General features: G+C 40.7%; 22 protein-coding genes. 12 read left to right on the top strand and 10 right to left on the bottom strand.

The features are described from left to right. Positions 1–73: 73 nt before the first annotated feature. The 3 genes from EZJ28_RS14130 to EZJ28_RS14120 form a co-directional block, all read right to left on the bottom strand. Positions 74–1,282, bottom strand: coding sequence for an MFS transporter (locus tag EZJ28_RS14130; protein ID WP_131399010.1), 1,209 nt, complete (start codon positions 1,280–1,282; stop codon positions 74–76). 135 nt (positions 1,283–1,417) lie between these two features. Further along, on the bottom strand, positions 1,418–4,627 hold the full coding sequence (locus tag EZJ28_RS14125) for a carboxypeptidase regulatory-like domain-containing protein (protein ID WP_131399008.1): 3,210 nt from the start codon (positions 4,625–4,627) through the stop codon (positions 1,418–1,420). A gap of 199 nt (positions 4,628–4,826) precedes the next feature. Next, positions 4,827–5,174, bottom strand: a complete 348-nt coding sequence (locus EZJ28_RS14120; RefSeq protein ID WP_131399006.1) for a hypothetical protein — start codon at positions 5,172–5,174, stop codon at positions 4,827–4,829. A gap of 185 nt (positions 5,175–5,359) precedes the next feature. On the opposite strand from EZJ28_RS14120, the gene EZJ28_RS14115 reads away from it, so the two are divergent. Further along, positions 5,360–6,013 carry a DUF2461 domain-containing protein gene (locus EZJ28_RS14115; RefSeq protein ID WP_131399004.1) on the top strand — a complete coding sequence of 218 codons (654 nt, stop codon included), beginning with the start codon at positions 5,360–5,362 and terminating at the stop codon, positions 6,011–6,013. Positions 6,014–6,022: 9 nt separating this feature from the next. After that, positions 6,023–6,538 carry an adenine phosphoribosyltransferase gene (locus EZJ28_RS14110; RefSeq protein ID WP_131399002.1) on the top strand — a complete coding sequence of 172 codons (516 nt, stop codon included), beginning with the start codon at positions 6,023–6,025 and terminating at the stop codon, positions 6,536–6,538. On the opposite strand, the gene EZJ28_RS14105 is transcribed toward EZJ28_RS14110, so the two are convergent. Further along, entirely contained in the window at positions 6,535–6,687 is a 153-nt protein-coding gene (locus EZJ28_RS14105) for an SsrA-binding protein (RefSeq protein WP_131399000.1), read from the bottom strand. The two genes, EZJ28_RS14110 and EZJ28_RS14105, sit on opposite strands and share 4 nt — an antisense overlap. Positions 6,688–6,850: 163 nt before the next feature. Here EZJ28_RS14105 and EZJ28_RS14100 point away from each other — a divergent pair, with 163 nt between their 5' ends. The 6 genes from EZJ28_RS14100 (at position 6,851) to EZJ28_RS14075 (ending at position 14,745) form a co-directional block, all read left to right on the top strand. Continuing rightward, on the top strand, positions 6,851–7,795 hold the full coding sequence (locus EZJ28_RS14100; protein WP_131398998.1) for a calcium/sodium antiporter: 945 nt from the start codon (positions 6,851–6,853) through the stop codon (positions 7,793–7,795). Positions 7,796–8,322: 527 nt separating this feature from the next. Then, entirely contained in the window at positions 8,323–10,509 is a 2,187-nt protein-coding gene (locus EZJ28_RS14095) for a glutamine synthetase III (RefSeq protein WP_131398996.1), read from the top strand. A 123-nt stretch (positions 10,510–10,632) separates the two neighbouring features. Further along, complete coding sequence (locus EZJ28_RS14090) at positions 10,633–11,811, top strand: AIR synthase related protein (RefSeq protein WP_131398994.1); 1,179 nt, start codon at positions 10,633–10,635, stop codon at positions 11,809–11,811. A 137-nt stretch (positions 11,812–11,948) separates the two neighbouring features. Continuing rightward, positions 11,949–13,025 (top strand): peptide chain release factor 1, encoded by a 1,077-nt coding sequence (prfA, locus tag EZJ28_RS14085; protein ID WP_131398992.1) that lies wholly within the window; start codon positions 11,949–11,951, stop codon positions 13,023–13,025. A gap of 105 nt (positions 13,026–13,130) precedes the next feature. Further along, a complete protein-coding gene (gene pyrF, locus EZJ28_RS14080) occupies positions 13,131–13,949 on the top strand; it encodes an orotidine-5'-phosphate decarboxylase (protein WP_131398990.1) in 819 nt (272 codons plus the stop codon). A 10-nt stretch (positions 13,950–13,959) separates the two neighbouring features. Continuing rightward, positions 13,960–14,745: an ABC transporter substrate-binding protein gene (locus EZJ28_RS14075; protein WP_131398989.1), complete on the top strand. Its 786-nt coding sequence runs from the start codon at positions 13,960–13,962 to the stop codon at positions 14,743–14,745. Here EZJ28_RS14075 and EZJ28_RS14070 read toward each other — a convergent pair. Together EZJ28_RS14070 and EZJ28_RS14065 are read right to left on the bottom strand one after the other, a co-directional pair. After that, positions 14,724–14,909 (bottom strand): Lacal_2735 family protein, encoded by a 186-nt coding sequence (locus EZJ28_RS14070; RefSeq protein WP_131398987.1) that lies wholly within the window; start codon positions 14,907–14,909, stop codon positions 14,724–14,726. The genes EZJ28_RS14075 and EZJ28_RS14070 overlap by 22 nt on opposite strands. Before the next feature lie 156 nt (positions 14,910–15,065). Beyond that, positions 15,066–15,764, bottom strand: coding sequence for a DUF4197 domain-containing protein (locus EZJ28_RS14065; protein ID WP_131398985.1), 699 nt, complete (start codon positions 15,762–15,764; stop codon positions 15,066–15,068). Between the two features lie 222 nt (positions 15,765–15,986). Between EZJ28_RS14065 and EZJ28_RS14060 the strand changes: the two genes are divergently transcribed. Then, on the top strand, positions 15,987–19,436 hold the full coding sequence (locus tag EZJ28_RS14060) for a methylmalonyl-CoA mutase family protein (protein ID WP_131398983.1): 3,450 nt from the start codon (positions 15,987–15,989) through the stop codon (positions 19,434–19,436). An 83-nt stretch (positions 19,437–19,519) separates the two neighbouring features. Here EZJ28_RS14060 and EZJ28_RS14055 read toward each other — a convergent pair whose 3' ends face one another. Next, complete coding sequence (locus tag EZJ28_RS14055; RefSeq protein WP_242670130.1) at positions 19,520–19,948, bottom strand: hypothetical protein; 429 nt, start codon at positions 19,946–19,948, stop codon at positions 19,520–19,522. An 83-nt stretch (positions 19,949–20,031) separates the two neighbouring features. Between EZJ28_RS14055 and EZJ28_RS14050 the strand changes: the two genes are divergently transcribed. From EZJ28_RS14050 to EZJ28_RS14040, 3 genes are all read left to right on the top strand, one after another. Continuing rightward, positions 20,032–20,481, top strand: coding sequence for an Lrp/AsnC family transcriptional regulator (locus EZJ28_RS14050; protein WP_131398981.1), 450 nt, complete (start codon positions 20,032–20,034; stop codon positions 20,479–20,481). Between the two features lie 220 nt (positions 20,482–20,701). Beyond that, positions 20,702–20,902, top strand: a complete 201-nt coding sequence (locus EZJ28_RS14045; RefSeq protein WP_131398979.1) for a DUF1328 domain-containing protein — start codon at positions 20,702–20,704, stop codon at positions 20,900–20,902. 105 nt (positions 20,903–21,007) lie between these two features. After that, positions 21,008–22,438 carry a hypothetical protein gene (locus EZJ28_RS14040; protein WP_131398977.1) on the top strand — a complete coding sequence of 477 codons (1,431 nt, stop codon included), beginning with the start codon at positions 21,008–21,010 and terminating at the stop codon, positions 22,436–22,438. On the opposite strand, the gene EZJ28_RS14035 is transcribed toward EZJ28_RS14040, so the two are convergent. The 3 genes from EZJ28_RS14035 to EZJ28_RS14025 form a co-directional block, all read right to left on the bottom strand. Beyond that, positions 22,435–23,640, bottom strand: a complete 1,206-nt coding sequence (locus EZJ28_RS14035; protein ID WP_131398975.1) for an MFS transporter — start codon at positions 23,638–23,640, stop codon at positions 22,435–22,437. The two genes, EZJ28_RS14040 and EZJ28_RS14035, sit on opposite strands and share 4 nt — an antisense overlap. A gap of 217 nt (positions 23,641–23,857) precedes the next feature. Beyond that, positions 23,858–24,958 carry a porin gene (locus EZJ28_RS14030; protein ID WP_131398973.1) on the bottom strand — a complete coding sequence of 367 codons (1,101 nt, stop codon included), beginning with the start codon at positions 24,956–24,958 and terminating at the stop codon, positions 23,858–23,860. A gap of 132 nt (positions 24,959–25,090) precedes the next feature. Continuing rightward, complete coding sequence (locus EZJ28_RS14025) at positions 25,091–26,311, bottom strand: ammonium transporter (RefSeq protein WP_131398971.1); 1,221 nt, start codon at positions 26,309–26,311, stop codon at positions 25,091–25,093. Positions 26,312–26,331: the final 20 nt, after the last annotated feature.

The raw sequence follows: 26,331 nt of genomic DNA, 5'->3' as shown, positions 1-26,331 counted from the left end.
CATTGGTTTTTATGTTACAATCACCTGTTCTTGTTGTAAGAAATCAGGATCTTCAGACGTCCTGCAATGTATTTCATAATCGGGGCATTCTTAGCTTGATAATAACAGATGATAGAATTGTAAGTATTCCTATCAGGATAATTGCATAGGTAACCCCGAAAAGATCTGCGGTAACCCCCGATATTACCGCTCCAATTGCGTATCCCAGGTCTCTCCATAGACGAAAGGTCCCAATACTTTCCGCTCTCTGATTTGGGCTTGTTGCCTGGGCTATGGTTGAAAGAAAAGTAGGGTAGACAAGGGCTGTTCCCGCTCCTAAAATTGCCGATAGGGAAGCCAGAAAAAAGAAGCTGGATGTAAACGGAATTACTAAAATGGCGATTCCCTGAAGTAGCATTCCCCAGAATAACATGGCTTTTTTGGAATATATATCAGACATCCTACCGGTGAACAACTGGCCGAGACCCCAAACCGTAGGGTAGATCGCGGCAATGATCCCGATATTTTCAGTGCTGTAATTGAAGGATAAAAGAAGTATGGGAAGTAATCCCCATATCATCCCATCGTTGAGGTTATTCACAAGACCTGCCTGAGTGACAGAACTTAAGGTCTTGTCTCTAAAAGTAGTTTCCGCGAAGACATTATCAAGTTCTCCCTTGGTGCTTGAAGCATTTTCTTTATGCACAAAATGCTTGGTATCCTTTATCCAGAAAAGGGTCATAATCAAACCTAACACAGATATTACTATTCCTAAATAGAACGGGTATGGCGTGATGCCATATCTATCGGCAATGAAGCCGGAAAGAAAGGCTACCACACCTACGGCAAAATAACCTGAGAATTCATTAAGTCCCATAGCCAGGCCTCGGTTCTTTTCACCTACGAGGTCTATCTTCATCACTACAGTACTGCTCCACGCCAGTCCCTGGTTGATCCCAAGGAGGAGATTTGCAAAAATCACCCAGTTCCAGTTAGAAGCATTCATAAGGATAAATGGTATGGGAAGCGCGATTATCCATCCGGCCAATAGCAGGTTTTTTCTACCCATACGATTCGCAAGTTTTCCGGCGAAATAATTAGAAACTGCTTTTGTGATCCCAAATGCGATTATAAATGAAAGAATAGCGGTTTTTGAAGCTACACCAAATTCAGTGGCGGCGAACTCAGGAAAGATGGTCCTTTCCAGTCCTATCATACCACCAACAAAAGCATTTATGATTACCAGTAAAACGAACTGTCTCCAGTTTTCCTTAAGGCCCAGTTGTATGGTCTCTTGTGTCATTGAGTTTTGTTAGGGAATCAAATTTAAGAGGAATCAATTTATTATTTATTAAAAGAAGCTGGAATCCTGAATTAGATCCAAAAAAAAAAGCAGCCTTTCTCAAGGCTGCTTTTATATTATATATGCAGGTAGGTGTTAGAAAATATAACGTAATCCTACCTGAGCCTGCCACCTTGACTGAAGGCTGAAATCGTAAGCAAAAGTTCTTGTTTGATCTGGGCCAAAAGTATAAACCGGTGTATTGTTCTCATCCACAGTCACCCCTATTGGCTGATCGTTTACAGGAATCTCGATAACACCCCAATCAGAGTTTAACAGGTTTCCAAAGTTCAGGATATCAAGACTTAACTGAATGGTGTTGGTTTTGTTATCACCAACCTTGAAGTTGTAGTCCTGAAGCAACTTTATATCCCATCTACCTCTCCATGGGCTTAGGATACCATACTTTTCGGCATAGTTTCCGCGGTTTTCATTTAGATAATCATCCTGCTGAATATATGCTTCAAAAGCCTGTCTCTGAGCTTCCTGCTGAGAAGCATCTCCACTGAATGTATATTGTTGCAATTCAGACTGGGTAGGAATATATATGAGGTCATTCAAGCCTGATCCGTCATTGTTGATATCTCCTGAATAGGTGTAGGAAAATCTGGCTCCCTGAGCATATTCGTAGAATGCTCCGATAGAAGTTCTCCAACGGTCATCTTTTCCGTAGGTAAACTGTTTGTTCAACTGACCAACAATTCTGTGTTTATCCCCATATCTAGAAGGGGTGCTCACTGCTCTGTTTACATTTCCAAGAGCAGGATTACGATCGTATGCATCACCTGAAATTTCGGCTTCAATAGAACTGGCATCTTCAGCTTTTAAGTAGTTGTAAGCAATGCTCGCATAAAAATCTTTTTCGAAATTCTTGGCAAGTTTCATAGACCAGTTAAAAGAATAACCAACATCCGTATTGGTAAATACATAGGCATTGGTAATGTCGCCAAATTCACTAATCGTTCTGTCGCTATCCAGGTAAATTGGTCTGTTATCAACACCATTTAGTGTTCCGCTTGGTGTTGCAAGCCCATAATTTCTTACCATCTGAGCATTGAGGTCTTTGGTATAAATAAGATCGGTGGTGGCAACAAGTCCATTCTCAAATCTGTAATCCACACCTAAACTGTTTCTCCATACCTGAGGGAATTTGAAGTTAGGCGCCGTTGTTTGGTAGTAGAAGATAGTAGTGTTGGCTACCTGGTTTCCAATCCATACAAATGGTAGTCTTCCGGTAAAGATTCCGGATCCTCCTCTAAGCTGTAAAGAGTTGTCTCCCATTACATCCCAGTTGAAACCTAATCTTGGAGACCAAAGTATATCTTTGGAAGGTAAATCTAAACTGTTAAGCTTGGTAGGTTCTCCATTCTCATCATAATAGGTTACATCCGGTTGATATAGGCCGTCAGGGTAGGTTCCTCCGGATTGTCGCTCAATATTCTCACGAATTTTATCCTGAGTGTCGAAGTATAAAGGTTTATCTACTCTCAACCCGTAAGTAAAGGTGAAATCGTTATTTATCTTCCATCTATCCTGAGCATAGAAAGCAAGCTGTCCCACATTGGTTTCTGCAAGAGCCCAGCTGTTATTCTGGTTATTGCTATCAAATACGCTTTGCGCGTTCGTAAGGGCTTCAGCGACAAGTCCATTTTCTATAGCTTCCTGGAAGCTGCCTCCTGGATTTGCAGGATTGGTCCTTACACTTGTGAAATCATTACCAAAAAAACCAACACCACCATTCTCATTGAAATAGGTATAAGTTCCAAGATTAAAGGAATTGTCAAATTCAAACTTTTCAAAACTTCCGCCAAAAGTAAAAGTGTGGTTTCCTGCTACCAGGTTAAGATTGTTCGTTATCTGGTAAACATGTTGCTCAAGTCTGTTGTTGATTGAGAATGGCTCATGTCCCAAGACTATGTAACGCACTCCGTTCTCCTGGATGTTCATTGCTGGAGCAGGGGCTGAGAAAGGATCACGGCTGTCGTCAAAGAAAGTATATCCAGCCTGGAATTTATTAGAAATATTGTTTCCGAATCTGGAGTTAAGCTCCACAAGCCAGGAGTCAATCTTATTATTTATGGTGTAACCGGAATTTCTAAACTGAAGCGTAGTAAGGTCTGGTCCTCTTCTACCACCAGCTTCAGGGTGTGCCGGAAGGTCTCTTGAGGCATCAAGGAAATTATAGATGAAAGCCAGACGATGATCCTGGTTGATGTTCCAGTCCAGTTTCAGAATACCTTTTGTTGAAGCTGTCTCGTGTGTGTAACCTTCGTAAGGTCCAGTTTTATAGCCAAGATTTTCTAGTTCAGTAGAAACATATTCAAGATCTTCGGCTGATACTCTTGACACATTTTCACCGGTTAAGCCCGGCCTGCTTGCCACGAAGTTAGTACCAAGATCTTTCCGGTCATCCTTTTCAAAATTAGCAAAAACAAAGAGCTTGTCCTTGATGATGGGGGCTCCTATGCTAAAACCATATTGTGCCTGTTTCAGATCTGGCACAATAATATCGTCTCCTTTCACTTTTGATCCAGTCATGTCTTCATTACGGTAAAATCCATAAACGGTTCCCTCGATATTGTTTGTACCACTCTTGGTTACGGCATTTACAGAGGCACCGGTAAATCCTGCCTGGGTCACATCGTAAGGAGCGGTAGAAACCTGGATCTGGTCTATCGCATCCAGAGAGATAGGTTGTGCATTGGTTTGTCCTCCTGGAGTTGCGGCATCCAGTCCGAACGGGTTATTGAAAATAGAACCGTCAAGACTGAAGTTGTTGAACTGGTCATTTCTACCTCCAAAAGATCCGTTGCTTGATGCAGTTGGCTCAAGCCTGTAAAAGTCTGAAGCCGATCTTGAAATGGTAGGAAGGGTCTTTAGTTCCTTTCTTCCAATATTTGTTTCAGCTCCGGTACGATCACTATTGATTATCTGATTTCTTTCCGCAGTAATAATCACCGCATCCAGTTGGGTTTCATCAGAGATCATTTCAATCTCAACATTATAGGTTTGTCCAAGGTTGAGTTCAATTCCGTCCAGAACCGAAGTCTTGAAGCCTACGTAACTTACCGATATTTTGTAAGGTCCACCAACTCTAAGGTTTAAGAGGTTGAAACCTCCGTCAAAATTGGTGACGGCTCCGTAAGTTGTTCCGGTTGGCGTGTGGATGGCAGTTACGTTTGCACCGGGAAGAGGAGTTCCTTCTTCGTAAAATACCTCTCCGGTGATTTCGGCGGTTGTAACCTGAGCATTCACAGATACAATACTTAGGCATGCTATGCTAAATAGCAATAAAAAATGTTTCATGTGTAGGGGTTTTTGTGTTGTTTTACTAAGGGTAAAATTTTTCGCAAAAGTAAACTTTCTTAAATTATTCCCAATATTATTTTCGGAATAAATACCAACCTTATTTGCATGGTTTTCAATTTATTGTATTTATTTTTTGAAAAAAATGCATAAAAAAACCCCGTCCAATGGACAGGGTTTTTACTGAAGGATGTTTAAGTTAATCACTAAGAGCACTTTCATTTGGAGTCGAAATATTGCGACTACGCAAACCTATTGCGTGCAGCGACTCCGGAATATTGCTTTCATCCATTCCCAGACTTTTCATATGATCAATAAGACTATCCTTTACACAATTCTCAATCTCTCCAATTCTTACCCTGTAACAGGCCTTTCGGATGTACATCTGATTTTCATCAAAAAGCTTTGTGGTAATATCAAGGTCTATAAGCCGACCGTTGACCCTACTGGAAAGATAATAATTGAATTTAATGTTCTTTTTCCCCTTTAGAGGAGTACCCGCGTGTTTAGGAATATAGATAAAATCCCCGAGTTTTTCATACTTCATTATTGGCTGGGTTTTTATGATTAGGCGATACTAAATATAGTGAAAAAGAACTTTAAATTTTAACTCAATCACATTTTATGTGGATTCAATAGGTTGTAAATCAATGCATTTTGACTCTTTCCTGTGTGAAATAAGGCCTAAAGGATTTATATTTTCCATAGGATTAATATCTTTAAAAATAAAAGATGAGCTTTAGTAAACTTTTCGAATTTCTAAGAAAACTTAACCTTAACAATAATAAAGAATGGATGGATGTTCATCGGCAGGAATACCATGAGGTACGGGATTTTTTCATACACTGGCTCAATGAACTTGATATAAAGCTTGCTAAAATAGATCCTGATTATTCTCCCACCACAGGAAAACACGCAATAAACAGAATAAATAATAATCTGATGTTTCATCCGGATAAACCTGTCTATAAGGATCATTTTGGAGCAGGGCTGGACAAGGAAAAAGGGAAAGGCGACTTTTATATTCATATTGGCATCAACGAAAGTTTTGTAGCAGGAGGGTTTTACAGGCCCGGGAAAAATATTCTGCATAGTATACGGGCAGCTATAGATTATAATGGAGATGAATTCAAAAAAATCCTTAATAAGAAATCTTTTAAGAATACCTTTGCAGAACTTCTGGAAGACGATAAACTAATATCATCACCAAAAGGATATGCTAGGGAACATAAGCATATAGATCTTCTAAGGAATAAGACTTTTGCGGTAAAGCACGATTTTACTAAAAAGGAAATTCTTCGGGAGGATTTTCAAGATGAGGTGATTAAAGTGTATAAGGAAATGCTGCCTTTCAGAAGGTATTTAAATAAGGCGGTAACAGTTTAATTAAATTAAATGGATTTAAGATCATACGTTAGGGAAGTTCAGGATTTTCCAAAGCAGGGAATTGGGTATAAGGATATAACACCTTTATTACTGAGTCCTGAAGCCATGAAGCAAGCGGTTCAGTTTTTTCTAAATCAACTTCCTCATCAAAACATAGATAAGGTTGTGGGAATTGAATCCCGGGGTTTTTTCTTCGCCACATTGCTGGCAGAAAAGCTGAATGCCGGTTTTATACCTGTTAGAAAACCTGGTAAATTACCTCACAGGACGCACCGGGAGGATTATGAACTGGAATACGGCACAGATACGCTTGAAATACATGAAGACGCTATACAAAAAGGGGAAAAGGTCTTGCTTCACGATGATGTTCTCGCTACCGGGGGAACGGCTGCGGCTACCTGTAGATTAATTGAGAAGTGCGGGGGAGAGATCGTACAGTGTAATTTCCTGGTAGAACTGGCGGGCTTGAACGGAAAAGATAAGTTACGGGGATATGCTGTAAATTCGCTAATTACGTATAACTAGTCTAACGAATTCTTTGTCACCCATAATTTCCATCCTATAATTGCCATTTGCAGTTTACTGGCCTTTTGCAGGTCCAGTCTTTTCTTTGAGTAACTTGGCAGGAGCTTTTTGTTGGCACGTGCCAGCAGTTTGAAGAATTTCTTTTTCATTGGTTGATCGTAGTTTACTCAAAGATAGAGATTTTATGAAATTAAGGGCTTTCTCTGGCTAGCCTCTTTTTCTGGATATTTTTTATTCCCGGAAGTAAATACATGAAATTATAATTCTGGGTAATAGGTAGGCAATTCCTATCTTCGTCAAAAAATTGTTTGTATGAGCATTGTTTTTCTACTTATTGGCTTTGTGCTACTGGTTATTGGAGGTGAGTTTCTGGTGAGATCTTCGGTGGCGCTTTCACTTAAGCTGGATATTTCCCGCATGGTGATAGGTCTTACGGTAGTGTCTTTCGCGACCTCGGCTCCCGAGCTTCTGGTAAGTCTGCAGGCCGCGATTGATGGCTTTTCTGATATTTCCTTAGGAAATGTAATAGGATCCAATATCGCTAATATTGGTCTGGTTCTGGGCCTTACAGCCATGATATCCCCTCTTTTTGTAGACAGGGATTTCTTTAGGATCAACTGGCCCGTCATGATGGTCTTTTCCATCGCTCTTTACTTTTTTCTTTTAAGTAACGGGGTTCTGACTCGCATAGAAGGAGGGGCTTTATTGCTGGGGCTTGTATTGTATCTTATCGTTTTAATAAGCCGATCCAGGAGAAAGGATACTGTGGTGGCTGAAGAAGTAGATGTTTCTCTACGCTCGGTAAGTGGATTTAAAATGAGTATGTGGTTGCTGATAGGTATTTTTGCGCTTTGGGGTGGCTCTGAACTCCTGGTAAAGGGAGCAGTGCAACTTGCCACTCAATTAGGGGTAAGTGAAAGAGTTATCTCGGTCACCGTTATCGCTATTGGAACAAGCGTTCCGGAACTTGCAGCCTCTCTGATCGCTGCTGTAAAAAAAGAAAAAGCCATTTCCCTGGGAAACCTTATAGGTTCAAATATTTTCAATATTGGATCGGTTCTTGGCTTAACTGCCATAATTACTCCTATAAGTATACAATCTGAAAAGATCCTTTCCAACGATATGATCTGGATGTTGGGGATAGCTTTTGGTCTTTTACCATTACTTCTTATTCCTAAATTCTCAAGAATGGGACGGAAGGAAGGATTTGTGCTCTTAATTGCTTATTCGGTCTTTATAGTTTTAACGCTTATATGACCAGATTAGAGAGACTTTCTTATAAGTCCAATACGATATTGCTGAATTCATTCCAGGGTTTTACCAGATCAAAAAAATCAAAGTCGACTTTTCAATTGTAAAGGGGCATCCTTTTTCATTTTTCCATACTGATTCTACAACTTCGATTCACTTCAATTCCTTTTGATGGAAAATAATTAGGTTTTTATAATCTGAAGGTTAATTATAAACTGATTTTTGACTTATTCTCAATATTTTTTTCTGAAAACGAGAATTGTTTAAAAGCTCTTTATTTTTGTTGTAATGTATTTTTTTAAGGGGTATTGCTCTTGAAAATTATATTTTTATAAGCGACACCCGTGTTTTTTGAGGGGGTGTATAGTTTAAAAATATATTTTTTAATGTTTTATTTTGTTTTTTTAAAATCATATATCCTATATTCGCAACTTCAAACCGGGAGAATTTGCATCCAGGTTTTATGATTTAGAAATTGGCCTGCTTTAGAGTAGGAGATAGAATATCAACAACTTAAATTTTAAAAAATTAATATGTCAACTTTGCGATTTCAAGCCATTAAGGAAACCATGAACCGGAAGGCTCTTAAGATAGAGGAGCCAGCCAGAAGATCCGATATTTTCGGAACTAATGTTTTCAATGAAACTGTGATGAGGCAGTTTCTTACAAAAGAAGCTTACAATAATGTGATCGAGGCCATGCGTACCGGTAAGAAAATAGACCGTAACGTAGCCGATCACATTTCAACAGGTATGAAAGAGTGGGCTATATCCAAAGGAGTGACTCACTATACCCACTGGTTTCAACCCCTTACCGGAGCTACTGCAGAAAAGCATGATTCATTTTTTGAGCCTCTGGGAGAAGGTTTGGCAATAGAGAAATTTGGCGGAGGACAACTCGTACAACAGGAACCAGACGCATCCAGTTTCCCTAGCGGGGGTATAAGAAATACTTTTGAGGCCAGAGGTTATACTGCGTGGGATCCTACTTCTCCAGCTTTTATCTGGGGAACAACCTTATGTATCCCTACGATTTTCGTATCGTACACCGGGGAGGCACTGGATAATAAAACTCCGCTCCTAAGAGCTTTACAGGCTGTAGATCATGCGGCAACCGATGTAGCGAAATATTTTGATAAGAATGTAAAGAAAGTGAATGCTACCCTGGGTTGGGAACAGGAGTATTTCCTTATAGATTCAGCCCTGGCTGCAACAAGACCAGATATAACCTTAACCGGAAGAACCCTTTTGGGACATGCTCCGGCTAAAGGTCAGCAATTGGATGATCACTATTTCGGATCCATACCTTCAAGAGCCATTGCCTTTATGATGGATCTTGAGATAGAATGTATGAAACTTGGAATCCCGGTAAAAACCCGTCACAATGAGGTGGCTCCAAACCAGTTTGAGCTTGCTCCTATCTTTGAGGAGGCTAACCTGGCGGTAGACCATAACTCTCTCATCATGGATGTGATGAAGAAAGTTGGAGAAAGACACAATCTTACCGTGCTAATGCACGAAAAGCCATTTGCCGAGATAAATGGTAGTGGTAAACATAACAACTGGTCACTTGCGACCGATACCGGAACAAATCTTTTGTCTCCCGGTTCAACTCCAATGAAGAACCTTCAGTTCCTTACCTTTTTTGTAAATACAATTAAGGCTGTATATGAACATGAAGAACTTTTAAGAGCAGCCATTGCTAGTGCTTCTAACGATCACCGTCTTGGTGCGAATGAGGCGCCTCCGGCAATTCTTTCTGTATTCATCGGTTCACAGTTAACAAAGGTTCTTGATGAGCTTGAAAAAGTGACCGATGGAAAACTTTCTCCACAGGAAAAAACCGATCTTAAACTTAATGTAGTTGGAAAGATACCGGAGATACTTCTGGACAATACCGATAGGAACCGTACTTCTCCTTTTGCATTTACAGGTAATAAATGGGAATTCAGAGCGGTAGGTTCGCTTGCTAACTGTGCCGGTCCAATGACCGTTCTTAACAGTATTGTGGCAAAGCAGCTTAGAAGCTTTAAAAAGGACGTAGATAAACTCATCAAGGATAAGAAGATGAAGAAAGATGAGGCGATCTTCAATGTTCTTAGAGAGTATATTAAAAAATCGAAAAAGATCCGATTTGAAGGAAATAACTATTCTGAAGAATGGGAGAAAGAAGCTGAAAAACGTGGTTTAAGTAATAATAAGACCACGCCGCAGGCACTCAAAGCTCAGGTTAGCAAAAGCACCATCAAGCTTTTTGAGGAACTTGAGGTGATGAACAAGACGGAAATCGAAGCCCGTCATGATATCGAACTTGAAGAGTATGCGATGAGGATACAGATAGAAGGTCGTGTGCTTGGTGATATTGCGCGTAATCATATCATCCCTACGGCTATCAAATATCAGAATATCCTTATTAGAAACGTACGCGGACTTAAAGATATCTATGCTGATGATTTTGCGAGACATGCCAAGGAGCAGCTGGAGATCATCGAAAGTATTTCAGCTCATATCGCTACAATAAACTCCAAGGTCAATGCGATGATCGAAGCGAGAAAAGTAGCTAATAAGATAGAAGATGTGGAAAAGAAGGCCTTTGCTTATTGTGATGACGTAAAGCCTTTCTTTGATGAGATAAGATATCACTGTGATAAGCTTGAGTTACTTGTAGATGATGAAATTTGGCCATTGACCAAATACAGAGAATTGTTGTTTACGAGATAATTCACTATGAAAAAGGAATTTTTAGAGCCACGCCCAAAAGCGTGGCTTTTTTCTTTAAAATCGCTTCATTATTTATCAGAACTGTTTAAACTAATTATCTTTGGGAACTCTAAGAATTAGTTCATGAGCAAGGAAGTAAGCAAAAGATATTCAGGCCGCGGTGTTTCTGCGGGAAAGGAAGATGTACATAACGCGATTAAGAATGTGGATAAAGGGCTTTTCCCTAAAGCATTCTGTAAGATCGTTCCCGATCATTTAACCGGCAGCGATGAGCACTGTCTTATTATGCATGCCGATGGGGCAGGAACCAAGTCGTCCCTGGCTTATATGTACTGGAAAGAAACAGGAGACCTTTCGGTTTGGAAAGGGATTGCTCAGGATGCGCTTATCATGAACATTGATGATCTATTATGTGTGGGCGCTACCGATAATATCCTGCTTTCTTCAACTATCGGAAGAAATAAGAACCTGATTCCCGGAGAGGTGATTTCAGCTATTATTAAGGGTACCGAAGAACTGATTTCAGAATTAAAGGAATTTGGTGTTGAGATACATTCTACCGGTGGCGAAACTGCCGATGTGGGAGACCTTGTAAGAACTATTATCGTTGACTCAACAGTGACGGCCAGGATGCGAAAAGATCAGGTGATTGATAATTCGAATATCAAGCCGGGTAATGTGATCGTTGGTCTCGCTTCTTTCGGCCAGGCTTCCTATGAAAAAGAGTATAACGGCGGAATGGGCAGCAATGGGCTTACCTCTGCGCGCCATGATGTCTTTTCTAAACTTCTGGCAGAAAAATATCCTGAAAGTTTTGATAGTTCCATTCCGGAGGAATTGGTCTATTCAGGAACCAGAAAGCTTACCGATGCCGTGGAAGATAGTCCCATAGACGCCGGAAAGCTTGTGTTATCGCCTACCAGAACTTATGCGCCTATTATTAAAAAGATCCTTCAGCAGATCGGGAATGAGAAGATAGACGGGATGGTGCATTGCAGTGGAGGAGCTCAGACCAAGATCCTGCATTTCATCGATGAGCTTCATATAATTAAAGATAACCTATTTGATACCCCCCCACTTTTTAAACTTATTCAGGAGGAAAGCAAGACCGACTGGAAAGAGATGTATCAGGTGTTTAATATGGGGCACAGGATGGAGCTTTATGTAGATGAAAATATCGCTTCAGAGATTATTGAAATTTCCAGGTTATTTAATGTGGACGCTAAGATTATTGGTAGGGTAGAAGCTTCAGATTCTAAAAGACTGAGCATTAAGAGTGCTCATGGCGAATTTGAGTATTAATTAGAATCTTCCGGTTATTTTATAAATCCCATTAAAAGGACAAATGGATGGGTAACCCGGTTTGAAAGGCTTTAAAGCTTTCTCTTACAATTCATGCAAATTATCGTAAATTTGCTTCCTAAATTCAGCAAGACTATATGATTGAGAAGCTTAATATCGTAAAACAGAGGTTTGATGAGGTGAACGATTTGATTATTCAACCGGATGTGATATCAGATCAGAAGCGATATATTGAATTAAACAAAGAATACAAAGACCTTAAGGCTTTAATGGATGAGCGGGAGAAATACATGCGCCTTGCCGAAAATATAAAGGAAGCGGAAGAGATCATTTCAGACGGAAGCGATCCTGAAATGACGGAAATGGCGAAACTTCAGCTCGAAGAAGCCAAAGAACAGCTTCCCGAACTCGAGGAAAAGATCAGGATGATGCTTATTCCTAAAGATCCCGAAGATGCCAAGAACGTTGTAATGGAGATCCGTGCCGGAACAGGCGGGGATGAGGCAAGTATCTTCGCTGGGGATCTTTACAGAATGTATACCAAATATGTTGAAAGCAAGGGTTGGAAGCATAATATTGTTGATTTTAGTGAAGGTACAAGTGGCGGATTCAAAGAGATCATTTTTGAGGTTACCGGTGAAGACGTTTATGGTACGATGAAATTTGAAGCCGGCGTGCACCGTGTACAGCGTGTCCCTCAAACGGAAACCCAGGGACGTGTGCATACTTCAGCTGCTACCGTGATGGTACTGCCAGAAGCGGAAGAGTTTGATGTGGAGATAGATCCTAAAGATGTAAGAATAGATTACTTCTGTTCTTCCGGGCCTGGAGGTCAGTCGGTGAACACTACCTATTCGGCGGTGAGGCTGACTCACGAGCCTACCGGTCTTGTTGCTCAATGTCAGGATCAGAAATCACAGCATAAGAACAAGGAAAAGGCTTTCCGGGTACTTCGTTCAAGATTATATGAGATGGAACTGGCCAAGAAACAGGAGGCCGATGCCGCCAAAAGGAATTCGATGGTTTCCAGTGGTGACCGTAGTGCGAAGATCAGGACCTATAACTATCCGCAGGGAAGGGTTACAGATCACAGGGTAAACCTTACCCTGTACGATCTTTCCAATATAGTGAACGGAGATATTCAGAAGATCATAGATGAACTGCAGCTGGCAGAGAACACCGCCAAAATGCAGGAGAATTCGGATATTATTTAAAATAGCTATAAGCTGGATTCTCAATTCTGAATTTGAAATGTGGAAAAGCTTTCTAATTAAGTTTGATTTTTTTAATTCTGAATACACAACATACAATACAAATACATGACTTCACAGGAGCTGACACAGCAAATTTTTAAGAAAAAATCTTTTTTATGTGTAGGACTGGATACCGACCTTGACAGGATCCCAACCTACCTGCTTTCTGAAGAGGATCCTGTGTTCAGCTTTAATAAGGCGATTATTGATGCCACTCATAAATATTGTGTAGCGTATAAGCCTAATATAGCCTTCTATGAGGCTATTGGTGTCAAAGGCTGGAAAGCTTTGAGAAAGACCATAGATTATCTTCATTCAGAATACCCGGAGATCTATACCATCGCTGATGCCAAACGGGGGGATATTGGAAATACTTCTAGAATGTATGCCAAAGCCTTTTTTGAAGATCTTGGTTTCGATTCGGTAACCGTAGCCCCTTATATGGGTAAGGACTCAGTGGAGCCATTCCTGGAATTTACAAATAAACATACCATTTTACTGGCTTTAACCTCCAACGAGGGAGCCTATGATTTCCAGACCTTACAGACAGATAATGAGGAACTTTATAAGAAAGTGATCAAAACCTCTAAAGACTGGAATAATTCTGAAAATCTTATGTATGTGGTTGGAGCCACCAAGGCTGAATACCTGGCTGATATCAGAAAGATAATTCCTGAGAATTTCCTGCTTGTACCTGGTGTTGGTGCTCAGGGAGGAAGTCTTGAGGAGGTTTGCAAATATGGAATAACGAAGAATGTGGGGCTGCTAGTTAACTCTTCCCGTAAAATAATTTACGCTTCAGACTCCTCAAATTTCGCAGAAATAGCGGGAGCCAAGGCCGAAGCCCTTCAAGTCCAGATGGCCGAGGAACTTGACAAACTATAATACTTACAATATGCAGTTCAGGGATCACTTAGGGAGAATGATAGAACTAAAAGATACTCCTGAAAGAATTGTTTCCCTTGTTCCCAGTCAAACCGAATTGCTCGTAGATCTTGGTCTTGAGAAATACATAATGGGTATCACCAGATTTTGTGTTCATCCTCCATATTTAAGACAGATAAAGTCGAAAGTGGGAGGGACCAAAAAAGCCAATTTCAGGAAGGTCAGAGAACTTGAACCTGATATCATTCTTTGTAATAAAGAAGAAAATACAAGAGAGATGGTGCAGGAGCTCGAACAAATTGCCCCGGTTCATATTTCAGATGTTTCCACCCTGGAAGACGCAAATGAACTTATTCTGCAATATGGGGAGATCTTTAATTGCGAGCCACTTGCGAAGACACTCACAACCTCCATCCTTAAGAAGGTAAAAAAGCTTAAGGAACTGGCTTCAAATTCTCCACGACAAAAGGTGGCTTATTTTATCTGGCATGATCCTCTAATGGTAGCCGGGAAGGGAACCTTTATAGATTCTATGCTGGAACTCAATAATTTTGAAAATGTGTTCTCTCAGGAGAGATATCCGCAAACCAGTTTTGAGGAATTAGGTAATATGAAAATAGATAGCTGTTTTCTTTCTTCTGAACCTTTTCCGTTTAAAGAAAAGCATAAGGTAGAATTTCAACCTTATACAGACAAGGTTAAAATAGTAAATGGAGAATACTTCAGCTGGTACGGCAGTAGGTTACTGGAAGCGATGGACTATTTTAAGGAGCTTCATTTGGAGTCAACTAACTGACAGTCCATTCTGCGTAATTCAGCCAGTATTTTTTTTGCTCTTGAGTTAAGTTTATCGCTTTGTTCTTTATCAATGAGGGCTAATTTGTATGCACGTTCCATTAGCATGGAATATTTAGCACACAGGCGTTCTTCTCTGGTCTTATTGTCGAAAATTCTAAACATAATTCTGTAGGGTCTTACTTCATTTTATCATTCAACATTGCTACAAATCTAAGCAGGTAGCGTCTTACTTAGTGATAAAGCTCAGTTAAGCTTATTTTAAAATCAGAGAATATTGGTGGGAAAAGTGTTAAAATATTAAAAAAAGCAAGAAAAACCTTACCGGTCCTGGACCGCGAATACTCTTCGCAGAAGGTCTGTAGTTCTTGCGCTTATGTTACTTCTGATCTCTTTTTCTTCCTTTGCGATCATTACAAATACCCCATCCAGAGCTTCATTAGTTACATAATCTGGCAGGTCTGGATTCACATCAGAGCTCAGAGGTAAGGAATTGTATCTCTCAATAATATTTTTCCAGACTTTGGTGGCTCCAACTTTGTCCAGTGAATTACTGATAATCGGGTTAAATCTGTTGTATAGTTCCTGTTTAGTTCTGTTTGAAAGGTAAAGGGTTGCGGCATTTTCTCCTCCCATAAGAATATTCCGCGCATCGGCGAAAGTGATCCCCTTCACGGCATCAGCAAATACAGGAATAGCCTCGCTCACTGCATCTTCGGCAGCGCGGTTAAGAACCCTTAATCCCTCATCTGCCAGAGCGTCAAGACCTACATCTCTCAATGTCCTGTCTACCTTTTGCAGTTCCGGCGGGAGTCCTATCCTGACAAGCTCATTACTAAAAAAACCATCATCCTCACCCAGTTTGATAACTTCTTTTTCGATCCCGAATTGCAGTGCCTGCCTTAAGCCTGAACTTATTTCGGCATCCGTGACACCTTGCGGAAACTGGGAAGCTATTGTTTGAAGTTCGGCGCAGGAGGTTAGAATGAATAAACTAAGAAGGACTGTGATTTTTTTCATTTCAGGTTAATTTCTTCAAATATATGGATAGCCTATCTAAAAAATCTTTGCAAAAAGTTATAATAGTATTAAAACGAGTCTGAAATAACATATAAAACAGGATTTTGCAGATATTTAAAGCTCATTTTTTATAAATGCTACCCTTATATTGAATTTCCTAAAAATCTCTTTTTCATTGCGATTTTCGTAAATTGCAGCTCCAAAAAATACACAGTATTTAAAATGAAACAACAAAGTCCCTATAAACCTAAAAATAAAATAAGAATTGTAACGGCTGCGTCTCTTTTCGACGGGCACGATGCTGCTATTAATATCATGCGTCGTATTATCCAGGCGACCGGGGTGGAAGTGATACACTTAGGCCATGACAGAAGTGTGGAAGAGGTGGTGAATTGTGCAATCCAGGAAGATGCGCATGCCATTGCCATGACCTCATACCAGGGTGGACATATAGAATATTTCAAGTATATGTATGACCTGCTGAATGAAAAAGGTGCCGGTCATATCAAGATATTTGGCGGTGGAGGAGGAGTGATCCTGCCTGAAGAGATCAAAGAGCTGATGGATTACGGTATAGACCGTATCTACTCCCCCGATGACGGACGTGAGATGGGGCTACAGGGAATGATCAACGATATGATTGAGAGCGTGGATAATGAAGTTCCCGGTTTACAGGATGCCGAAAAAGTTGAGCAGAACCTTAAATCTCGTAATGTAAATACTATTTCAAGACTTATCTCTCTGGCAGAAAACAGGCCCGAGGATTTTAAAGAGGCTTTTCAAAAGGATAAATTAAAGATAAGTGAAGTTCCTGTGCTAGGTATCACAGGGACCGGAGGCTCAGGAAAATCAAGTCTGGTAGATGAACTGGTGCGAAGGTTTTTATTGGATTTCCCTGATAAGCATATTGGGATTATCTCAGTAGATCCTTCAAAGAAAAAAACGGGCGGAGCTTTGCTTGGAGATAGAATTAGAATGAACTCTATCAACCATGAGCGCGTATATATGCGTTCGCTTGCAACCAGACAGGCTAATCTGGCGCTTTCTAAATATGTGGCTGAGGCTGTTGAGGTGCTTAAAGCAGCCGGTTATGACCTGATAATTCTTGAAACTTCCGGAATTGGCCAGAGTGATACAGAGATTCTGGATCATTCGGATGTTAGCCTATACGTAATGACACCGGAATTTGGTGCGGCCACCCAGCTTGAAAAGATCGATATGCTGGACTTTGCAGATCTGGTTGCCATCAATAAATTTGACAAACGCGGAGCCCAGGATGCACTGCGTGACGTTAAGAAGCAGTACCAGCGGAACCATCAGTTATGGCATGAGGATGCAGAGAAACTGCCTGTCTTTGGAACCATCGCTTCTCAATTCAACGATCCGGGAATGAATACTCTTTATAAGAGTATTATGGACAAGGTGGAAGAAAAAGCGAACTCAGGACTTTCTTCTACTTTTGAGATCTCCAGGGAGATGAGCGAGAAGATCTTTGTGATTCCTCCAAAGCGTACCCGTTACCTTTCTGAAATTGCTGAGAATAACCGGGGTTATGACGAAAAAGCAAAAGCACAGGTTGAGGTGGCCCAGAAACTTTATGGGATCTATAAAACCATTTTAACTGTAGCTAATGTCAAGTCGAGCGGAGTCGAGACTGATTACCTTAGTAAAAATGGAATAGATCAGGAAGAGATTTATGAATATGCTGATGATTCTCAAACAGATTTCCTAAAACTTCTTTTCGCCGAATTCGATAAGGTAAAAATGGACCTTGATCCATATAACTGGGAGATCATACTTGGTTGGAATGAAAAAGTGACTAAATATACCGAACCTGTTTATAGTTTTAAGGTCCGTGATAAGGAAATAAAGATTGAGACGCATACGGAATCGCTTTCGCATACAAAGATTCCGAAAGTGGCGCTACCAAAATATAAGGCCTGGGGAGATATTCTTGGCTGGTGTCTTCAGGAGAACGTACCGGGAGAATTTCCATATACTGCAGGGCTGTATCCTTTTAAAAGAACGGGAGAGGATCCTACCAGGATGTTTGCCGGAGAAGGTGGGCCTGAAAGAACGAATCGCCGGTTCCATTACGTGAGTCAGGGCTTACCTGCTAAGCGTCTGTCTACGGCTTTTGATTCAGTCACCCTTTACGGAAATGATCCTGACCATCGTCCCGATATTTATGGAAAGGTTGGGAATTCCGGAGTTTCCATCTGTTGTCTTGATGATGCCAAGAAACTCTATTCAGGCTTTGACCTGGCCGATGCCATGACCTCGGTAAGTATGACCATTAACGGTCCGGCGCCTATGCTGCTTGGATTCTTTATGAATGCGGCTATTGATCAGAATTGCGAGAAATATATTAAAGAACACGGGCTTGAAGATAAAGTTGAAGCAAAGCTGAAAGAACTTTATGATGATAATGATATTGAACGTCCTAAATACAGGGGAGAGCTCCCTGAAGGTAATGATGGTTTAGGGCTGATGTTGTTAGGTCTTACCGGGGATCAGATACTTCCTGAAGATGTATACGAAAAGATAAAGGCAGAGACTATCAATGTGGTTAGAGGAACGGTTCAGGCAGATATTCTGAAAGAAGATCAGGCTCAGAATACCTGTATATTTTCAACTGAATTTGCTTTAAGGTTGATGGGTGATGTTCAGGAGTACTTTATTAAGGAGAAGGTAAGGAATTTTTATTCTGTTTCCATTTCCGGTTATCATATTGCCGAAGCTGGAGCGAACCCCATCACACAGCTTGCATTTACACTTGCTAACGGGTTCACCTATGTGGAATATTATCTAAGCAGGGGGATGGATATAAATAAATTTGGTCCAAACCTTTCTTTCTTCTTCTCCAATGGGGTAGATCCCGAATATGCGGTGATAGGCCGGGTGGCCCGCAGGATATGGTCTAAAGCCTTAAAGCATAAATACGGTGCGAATGCCAGAGCACAGATGCTTAAGTATCATATCCAAACTTCAGGTAGATCACTTCACGCACAGGAGATTGATTTTAATGATATAAGAACTACACTTCAGGCGTTGTACGCGATCTATGATAACTGTAATTCGCTGCACACAAACGCTTATGACGAGGCGATCACGACTCCTACCGAGGCTTCGGTAAGAAGGGCGATGGCTATACAACTAATTATTAATAAAGAATTAGGTCTGACTAAGAATGAGAATCCAATTCAGGGATCCTTCATTATTGAAGAACTTACGGATCTTGTAGAGGAAGCTGTATTGACCGAATTCGATCGTATAACTGAAAGAGGAGGAGTGCTTGGTGCTATGGAGACCATGTATCAGCGTGGAAAGATCCAGGAAGAAAGTCTTTATTATGAAACCCTTAAACATAGCGGGGAGTATCCTATTATTGGAGTTAATACCTTTTTAAGTTCTGAAGGCTCCCCTACGGTAACACCGGGAGAGGTTATTAGGGCGACAGAAGAAGAAAAAGAACATCAGATCAAAACTCTGCAAACCCTGCATCAGGCTAAAGAAAGCAAAGCTGAAGAGGCTCTGTCCAGAATTCAGAAAGCGGCCATTAAGAATGAAAACCTTTTTGAAGAATTGATGGAAGCCACAAAGGTTTGTTCTCTGGGGCAGATCACGCACGCCTTATTCGAAGTAGGGGGACAGTATAGAAGAAATATGTAACAGACTGTTTGCGTCTTTATAGTATTTGAATTAAAAAAGCCCGACTTGAAAAGTCGGGCTTTATATTTTATTAAAAATCCGGATTAAAGACTTAGCTTCCAGATCCTTTGCAATTTTCTGAATTTTTGTAATTCTCGGCGGAGTATCTGGAGAAATTCACGACCGTTGCTGTTCACATATTCCAGTTGCTCGCAGGCGTGCTGCAATCTTTCTGTAAGTTGGCCTACACTACTAACATATTTCATTCGGTTATCCTGGAAATACTCATTTTCAGCCTTGTCAATATTAGTCACCAGGGAGTGAGAATGTCTTATGATATCTCCCGTAAAGTAAACATTGGTATCTTCGGTTCCTCGATCATTTAATACCGCCAGGTCGGGTACCAGATATTCAGAAATACGCCTGGAAATACGCATGATCTCCTGGGCTTTAAAATATAAAGCCGAACGTCGGTTTTCTGAATTCCTGGAGAAATACTTCATACCCAATTTTTCATCTAAATTAATATTCATTTTACTGATGATGCTTTAAAAATAAAGGCTAAATGAATATTTATACTTAATTTTAAAAGAAATTAATTGATAAAAATTTAAAAATGCATATAGATAATTTAAACTGGGCTATTCTTGAGGAATTGCAAAAAAATGCCCGAATTTCATTCTCAGAAATCGGAAGAAAAGTAGGTTTAACTTCTCCTGCCGTAACCGAGCGTGTAAAGAAGATGGAAGACGCTGGAATTATCCAGTCCTATCGGGCTCATCTGTCTCATCAGAAGTCCGGTTACCAGCTTAGGGCCATTATTACTCTTCGCGCATTCACAGGGAGGCTTAAAGCCTTTCTGGAGACCGTGAGAACTTTTAAGGAAGTCATCAATTGTTACCGGATTACAGGAAATGAGAATATTATTATGGAAGTGGTATTGCATGATCAGGTTCATTTGGAAAAGCTCATAGACCAGCTTATCACCTATGGAGAAACAAGAACCCATATTGTGCTTTCCAATGTCATTGAGGATGCTCCTATCCGTCAAAAGATCCAGTCCTGAGCTTTTTGATTTTTACTAAATGACTTTAAAGTCAGTCCTTTTACGCCAGTGAATTCTTTGTTAAATAAAGGTCTTTTTTTGTCAAATATTAACAGCGGATTACCAGGTAGTTAGATTTTAGTTAAATCGAGATTAATTGTAATTATTTTATGATATCATCGTCCAAATCCTAGTTAGATTTGCCTTAGAAACAAAGTAAAAAATAAGTAAAAACTGAGTTATGAAAAGGAAGACGTTGTTGTTTTTTGTGCTTGCATTGATTACGGGGTTGATAGGATTTACCGGCTTGTCATTTGCCGGGATAGAAGTTGTTAGAGTGATGTTTCTGATATTTGCAGATATGGTAATAATTTCCCTCATGGCTAAATGGTTTTTTCCAGAGAAGCCTAAAGTAAAATATCAGACCGTAAATAGAGAGTGATCCAAAAAATAATTTAGAAGATAAAACCCGCCAGTTGTAGCTCGCGGGTTTTTTTATGGAATAATTAATGATTCAATTCATTATATTTAAACCTATTTTCTTATTATGAAAAAACTACTACTGGCATTTTGTGCTATCGTTATTTTCTGTAATTCGAACGCTCAGGAATTGAGGATCCTTAAAGGTAGGGTTACCGACTCCCTTCCAATTTCCGGAGCGAGTGATAATACTTTCGCATTGTATGCGCCCAGGGATTATACCCCCAATCAGCAATGGCCTGTAGTATTCGTTTTTGATCCCCAGGGACGGGGAGCTACTACTGCCAACCTGTTTCGGCAGGCTGCAGAAGATCAGCAGTATCTTATAGCTTCGGCTAATCTTAATCTTAAAGCTGAGCCGCTGGATAGCATTATACAAACGGCTACTTCCATGATGAATTTTGTATTTAATTCGTTTCCTGTACACCCGGACCTGGTTTATACCGCAGGGATGGGAGAGGGGGCACAGGTGGCATCGGCCTTGCCTATGTTCTATAAAAAGATGGCAGGAGTCATGGCTATCGGGAATTCATTCGTGAACCCCGCTTATGTTGATAAGAATTATCCTTATATGTTCATTGCAGTGGCCGGTGATAAGGATTATATGGTTTACGAAATGGAAGAATACCTGAGGTTCTATGACGATCTCGACTTTAAGACTGAAGCTTATTATTTTGACGGAATGGAAGATGTATGGCCAGAAGCTGCGGTTATTTCCAATGCGATGACAGGTTTTACTCTGGAGGCGATAAGAAAAGGTGTACGCGTATCCGATAAAGATTTTATCAGGAAACTCTATGAGAGCGAAATAGCGTATACTGAACAGTTAGGTCGTAGTCGTAATTTCTATGAGGCCTATGAAAAGCTGGACAGAATGGAAGATAAATATGAAGATTTTGGTTTTGAGGAGGAAATCGAGGATAGGATGAAGGAGATAAAGAAGACCAGTGGATTTAGATCACAACGCAGCGATTTTAGGGAGGCCACTTCATTCGAAAAACAGCAGCAGGAAGAATATGAATATTTGTTAAGAACCGATATTATGTCTGTCAATTATCAGAATATCGGATGGTGGGCCTATCAGGTAGATGAACTGGAAAAACTTAAGAATAGTCCTAATGAAGCAAAGTCAAATATGGCCTACAGGTTACATGGTTATCTTGATTTTCTTACCAAAAGACAATTCGACGCTATTCTAAAATCTGAAGCACCTATAGATGCTAAAATATTTATTAGTGTATTGCGTACAGCCATACAAAAAGATGATCCGGAAGCTTACTTTAAGATCATTTCGCTGGCAGGTTCAGATGGTGATTATGAGACAGCGCTCCTATATCTGGAAGATCTGCTTAAAACCGGGTATTCAGATATAGAGGCTTTATATAATATTGAGAGTACACTGGATCTTCAGTTCACTCGTGAGTATAATGAGATCATAAAAAAATACCTGGGAGAATCAAAGTTCTATAATGATATAGAAAGGGATGAAAAAAATTAGCCGGTTTCTTTATTTAGCAGGGCCTTGAGGATATATAAAAGTATACAGGCAAAAATTGCAAGAGCCATCATGGTATACCAGGTGAACTCAAATCCGAAATTGTCTATTAATTGCATCCCTGAAGTATGGCCAAAAATATGGCTTATTGAGAAAGCTATACTATATAAGGCCATATAGGATCCTCTTTTTCTCCCGTCAGATCTTGCCAGCGCAAAAGTGTTGGAAAATGGGAAACCAATCATTTCTCCCACTGTCACAAGTAACATTCCCACTACCAGTATCCCAACCCAGTCAGTAAGATTTATTACCAGAAAGCTGAGGCCGGTGAGTAAGGTTCCGAAGATCACATATCCTATCGCGGAGTGTTTTTTGGATTCCATGAATTTGATGAGCGGCATCTCCCAAAGGAATATCAGCAATCCGTTTAGGCCCAGCAGAAGACCTATTTCGAACTCATCCAGTCTGTGATGTTGGGAGTAATAAAGAGGCATGGTTGAGAAATACTGAATAAAGATAAAACCGAAGATCATCATGGCAAAGATGAAAATAAGATAAGGTTTATCACTCATCGCAGTTTTCGGATCAGGGACTACCTCTTCAGGCTCCGTCTGGGACCGTTTAGGGTGAAGCAGTCTGAGCAAAAGGATCCCAGCCATAAGACAGGTAAAACCATCTACCCAGAAGAGTCCGCTATATCCTCCCGTTTCAATAATAATTCCGCCAATAGCCGGCCCGGCTGAAAACCCCAGGTTGATAGCCAGCCTTATAAGTGTAATGGATCTGGTACGATTCTGTGGTTTGCTATAGGCGTTTATAGCTACGAATACTGCTGGCCTGAAGATATCGGCTACGGTCATTACCAGGTAAATTCCTATGCATATAGACCAGAAGGATGTTGGAAATTGCAACAGAACAAATAGGACCGAAGAAAGAATAAGGCTTCCTGCCATGGTCTTATAATGACCAATTTTATCGGTAAGTTTACCTCCAAGCCATGAGCCTGTTACAGATCCCAGGCCGAAAAAACTTAGTATCCAGCCCACTTCTTCCAGACTGAAACCCCTGTTTTTAGTAAGGTATAGCGAAAGAAAGGGAATTACCATGGTGCCCGCCCGGTTAATCAGTGTTACCAGGGAAAGAAGCCAGATTTCCTTTCTTAAGCCTCCAAAGGATTCAAAATATGATCTGAAAAGTTTTTGCATTTCTGGAAATGAGCTTCCAAAAATAAATTAATTTCTGCGTGTTAGTACAATTAATTTCTGCAGGCATTCAAAAAACAATGACGAAGGAAGGGATGGGAAATGCAATGACTAATCTTTCAGATAATAACACACAAGAACCGCGGTACCCCTGTACTATAATTCAGAGGAAGGTAATGGTTAACAGGAATACCGGGTCTGGTGTTTTCAATAAGGATGCTTAGAACGCATAAATGGCGGCAACTAAAAAAGAAGCCAGGTCACTTGTTGGATTGAGATCCCCGTCAGTAAATGCTGGATAATCATCCGAGACATTATCAAGTCTTAATTCGGGTTTAATAATAAGCCCACCGGTCTGGTAGCTTCCCGTAAGTGTAAAAGCTGTTACACTTGTATCGGCATCATATACGATTCCTCCATCTTCAAGCTCTTTAAAATACTCTGCTCTAAGTCCTATTCCAAAACTTTCCGAAAGAGAGAGTTGGGGATATATTGCGGCTCCATAGAAACCTACGCCTTCCGTATCCTGGTAAGTAGTATTTAAACCAAGGTAGAATGAGTCTGTAAGGTCCCATCCTGTCGTGAGGTCTATCTGGAATAGTGCATCGTCTGAAAGGGACTGCTCCCCGTAAAGCAAATTAAGATAGGCGCTTCCGGCTCCATTGGAATATCCCAGCTGGGCTCCAAATGAATATTTACCAATTGGGTTAAATTCGGTATAATCAGTAGGATTCATAATGGCCAGCATCCCTGTCCAGTTTTCGTTAAAGCTAAAATCAGCTTTAATTCCAGTGTGAGAAAATGGCCCATACGAGAACATATATGAAGTGGAATAATTAAAGTTGGCGGCCGGAGAGATTACCTCATATCCCAGAAAGGTGTTCCAGTTTCCCAGAGTAAACTTTAGTGCGTCATTTACTTTATAATAAGCATACAATTGGTTTACGATATTAGTTGAAGGGGCCGACAAAAAAACGGCGTCTTCTCCCCGGGGTCCAAAAACCAGGTCGGCAACAAAACCAGCCTTTTCTCCTTCGTATCCAAGGATTACATTGGCCATACCTATGGCAAAGCCGGGGTCGTTAGCAAAGGATGTTGCAGGAGCAGCCGGAGTAAAACTCATTTCGTCTCCACCCACAATTTCCCGTGATTTGTTAAGACCATTAAAGTTTGTACGGAAATAAGCATCCACGCTTCCGCTAATTGATAATTTTGAGGATTTTTCTTCCTCCTCCTGAGCTAATAGTGTTGAACTTGTTGTTAAGAATGCAGGAAATAAGAACAGAAATTTTGCTAATTTTGAAAATGTAATTGATTTCATAATAAACTAGGTTAATAAGATGATCTAACTAATGTTTGGCGACTCAGTTAATCAGCTGTTAATCAAATATGATGTGAAACGGTTATGTATACGGAGCGTTGGTCCAAAACGCTCCGTTTTTTTTAAAGTAAACTATTGTTCGGCCAGCTCGAAATCGTAGGCTTCCATCCCATGTTCGTGGATATCCAGCCCTTCAATTTCTTCTTTATCGGAAACTCTGATTCCTGTTGTGACCTTCAGGCCATAGATAATTATAAAGGAACTTGCCACGCAAAATCCTCCATAGCAGGCAACCCCGATAAGCTGGGTGATGAACTGGTCAAAACCGGCCAGGTTCCCAAAGATTCCTACCGCTAAAGTTCCCCAGATTCCGCATATTAGATGTACTGCTACGGCACCTACGGGATCGTCAAGTCTCAGTTTGTCTATAAGAGCCACTCCCATCACGATGATTATTCCTGCCACCAGGCCAATAAGAATTGCATCGGTAGGGTTCATTTGATCGGCACCGGCGGTGATCCCTACCAGGCCGCCAAGAATTCCATTCAGGAACATGGTGATATCATAGTTTTTATATAGGGTAGAGGAGAACAGAAATGCTGAAGCTCCTCCGGCTGCAGCTGCCAGGCATGTTGTTACCAGTGTAAGTGAGGTTAGTTCAGGATCTGCCGAAAGAACAGAGCCGCCGTTAAACCCAAACCAGCCAAGCCAGAGTATAAGAACCCCTGCCGTCGCAAAAGGCATGCTATGTCCCGGTAATACACCAATTTTACCGTCTTTGAACTTTCCTATCCTTGAACCTAGAAGCCATATGGCTACTAAAGCTGCCCATCCCCCAACTGAGTGTACCAGCGTGGATCCGGCGAAATCATAAAAGCCCATTTCGTCCAGAAATCCACCACCCCATTTCCAGGAGCCGGCGATGGGATATACCAGTCCCACATACAGGATTACGAATATAAAAAAGCTGTTTAGTTTTATACGTTCAGCTACTGCGCCTGAAACTATAGTGGCTGCCGTGGCTGCAAACATTCCCTGGAACAGAAAGTCTGTCCAGTAGGTATAACCCGGATTATAACTCAGGTCCAGGCTTCCGTCAACCAGAGGGCTGCTAAGACCAAATCCGCTGAAACCAAAATACCCGTTAAACGCACCGGGATACATAAGGTTGAATCCCACTACGCAATAGAGCAAGAGGCCTACGGTGATTATAAATATGTTTTTGAATAATATATTAACGGTATTCTTTTGTCTGGTCAAGCCAATTTCCAGAAATGCGAATCCCAGGTGCATAAAAAATACCAGTCCCGTACAGATCATCATCCATACATTGTTTGCAATTAATCCTTCCATGATGTTTAGTTAATAAGTTT

The sequence above is a fragment of the Gramella sp. KN1008 genome, assembly GCF_004332155.1.
GTDB lineage: Bacteria > Bacteroidota > Bacteroidia > Flavobacteriales > Flavobacteriaceae > Christiangramia.
This window is presented reverse-complemented; position numbering and strand designations above follow the sequence as displayed.

Excerpts from the sequence above, each read along its gene's own strand:
- EZJ28_RS14130 (WP_131399010.1), bottom strand. The coding sequence starts at position 1,282 with ATGACACAAGAGACCATACAACTGGGCCTTAAGGAAAACTGGAGACAG.
- EZJ28_RS14125 (WP_131399008.1), bottom strand. The coding sequence starts at position 4,627 with ATGAAACATTTTTTATTGCTATTTAGCATAGCATGCCTAAGTATTGTA.
- EZJ28_RS14120 (WP_131399006.1), bottom strand. The coding sequence starts at position 5,174 with ATGAAGTATGAAAAACTCGGGGATTTTATCTATATTCCTAAACACGCG.
- EZJ28_RS14115 (WP_131399004.1), top strand. The coding sequence starts at position 5,360 with ATGAGCTTTAGTAAACTTTTCGAATTTCTAAGAAAACTTAACCTTAAC.
- EZJ28_RS14110 (WP_131399002.1), top strand. The coding sequence starts at position 6,023 with ATGGATTTAAGATCATACGTTAGGGAAGTTCAGGATTTTCCAAAGCAG.
- EZJ28_RS14105 (WP_131399000.1), bottom strand. The coding sequence starts at position 6,687 with ATGAAAAAGAAATTCTTCAAACTGCTGGCACGTGCCAACAAAAAGCTC.
- EZJ28_RS14100 (WP_131398998.1), top strand. The coding sequence starts at position 6,851 with ATGAGCATTGTTTTTCTACTTATTGGCTTTGTGCTACTGGTTATTGGA.
- EZJ28_RS14095 (WP_131398996.1), top strand. The coding sequence starts at position 8,323 with ATGTCAACTTTGCGATTTCAAGCCATTAAGGAAACCATGAACCGGAAG.
- EZJ28_RS14090 (WP_131398994.1), top strand. The coding sequence starts at position 10,633 with ATGAGCAAGGAAGTAAGCAAAAGATATTCAGGCCGCGGTGTTTCTGCG.
- prfA (WP_131398992.1), top strand. The coding sequence starts at position 11,949 with ATGATTGAGAAGCTTAATATCGTAAAACAGAGGTTTGATGAGGTGAAC.
- pyrF (WP_131398990.1), top strand. The coding sequence starts at position 13,131 with ATGACTTCACAGGAGCTGACACAGCAAATTTTTAAGAAAAAATCTTTT.
- EZJ28_RS14075 (WP_131398989.1), top strand. The coding sequence starts at position 13,960 with ATGCAGTTCAGGGATCACTTAGGGAGAATGATAGAACTAAAAGATACT.
- EZJ28_RS14070 (WP_131398987.1), bottom strand. The coding sequence starts at position 14,909 with ATGTTTAGAATTTTCGACAATAAGACCAGAGAAGAACGCCTGTGTGCT.
- EZJ28_RS14065 (WP_131398985.1), bottom strand. The coding sequence starts at position 15,764 with ATGAAAAAAATCACAGTCCTTCTTAGTTTATTCATTCTAACCTCCTGC.
- EZJ28_RS14060 (WP_131398983.1), top strand. The coding sequence starts at position 15,987 with ATGAAACAACAAAGTCCCTATAAACCTAAAAATAAAATAAGAATTGTA.
- EZJ28_RS14055 (WP_242670130.1), bottom strand. The coding sequence starts at position 19,948 with ATGAATATTAATTTAGATGAAAAATTGGGTATGAAGTATTTCTCCAGG.
- EZJ28_RS14050 (WP_131398981.1), top strand. The coding sequence starts at position 20,032 with ATGCATATAGATAATTTAAACTGGGCTATTCTTGAGGAATTGCAAAAA.
- EZJ28_RS14045 (WP_131398979.1), top strand. The coding sequence starts at position 20,702 with ATGAAAAGGAAGACGTTGTTGTTTTTTGTGCTTGCATTGATTACGGGG.
- EZJ28_RS14040 (WP_131398977.1), top strand. The coding sequence starts at position 21,008 with ATGAAAAAACTACTACTGGCATTTTGTGCTATCGTTATTTTCTGTAAT.
- EZJ28_RS14035 (WP_131398975.1), bottom strand. The coding sequence starts at position 23,640 with ATGCAAAAACTTTTCAGATCATATTTTGAATCCTTTGGAGGCTTAAGA.
- EZJ28_RS14030 (WP_131398973.1), bottom strand. The coding sequence starts at position 24,958 with ATGAAATCAATTACATTTTCAAAATTAGCAAAATTTCTGTTCTTATTT.
- EZJ28_RS14025 (WP_131398971.1), bottom strand. The coding sequence starts at position 26,311 with ATGGAAGGATTAATTGCAAACAATGTATGGATGATGATCTGTACGGGA.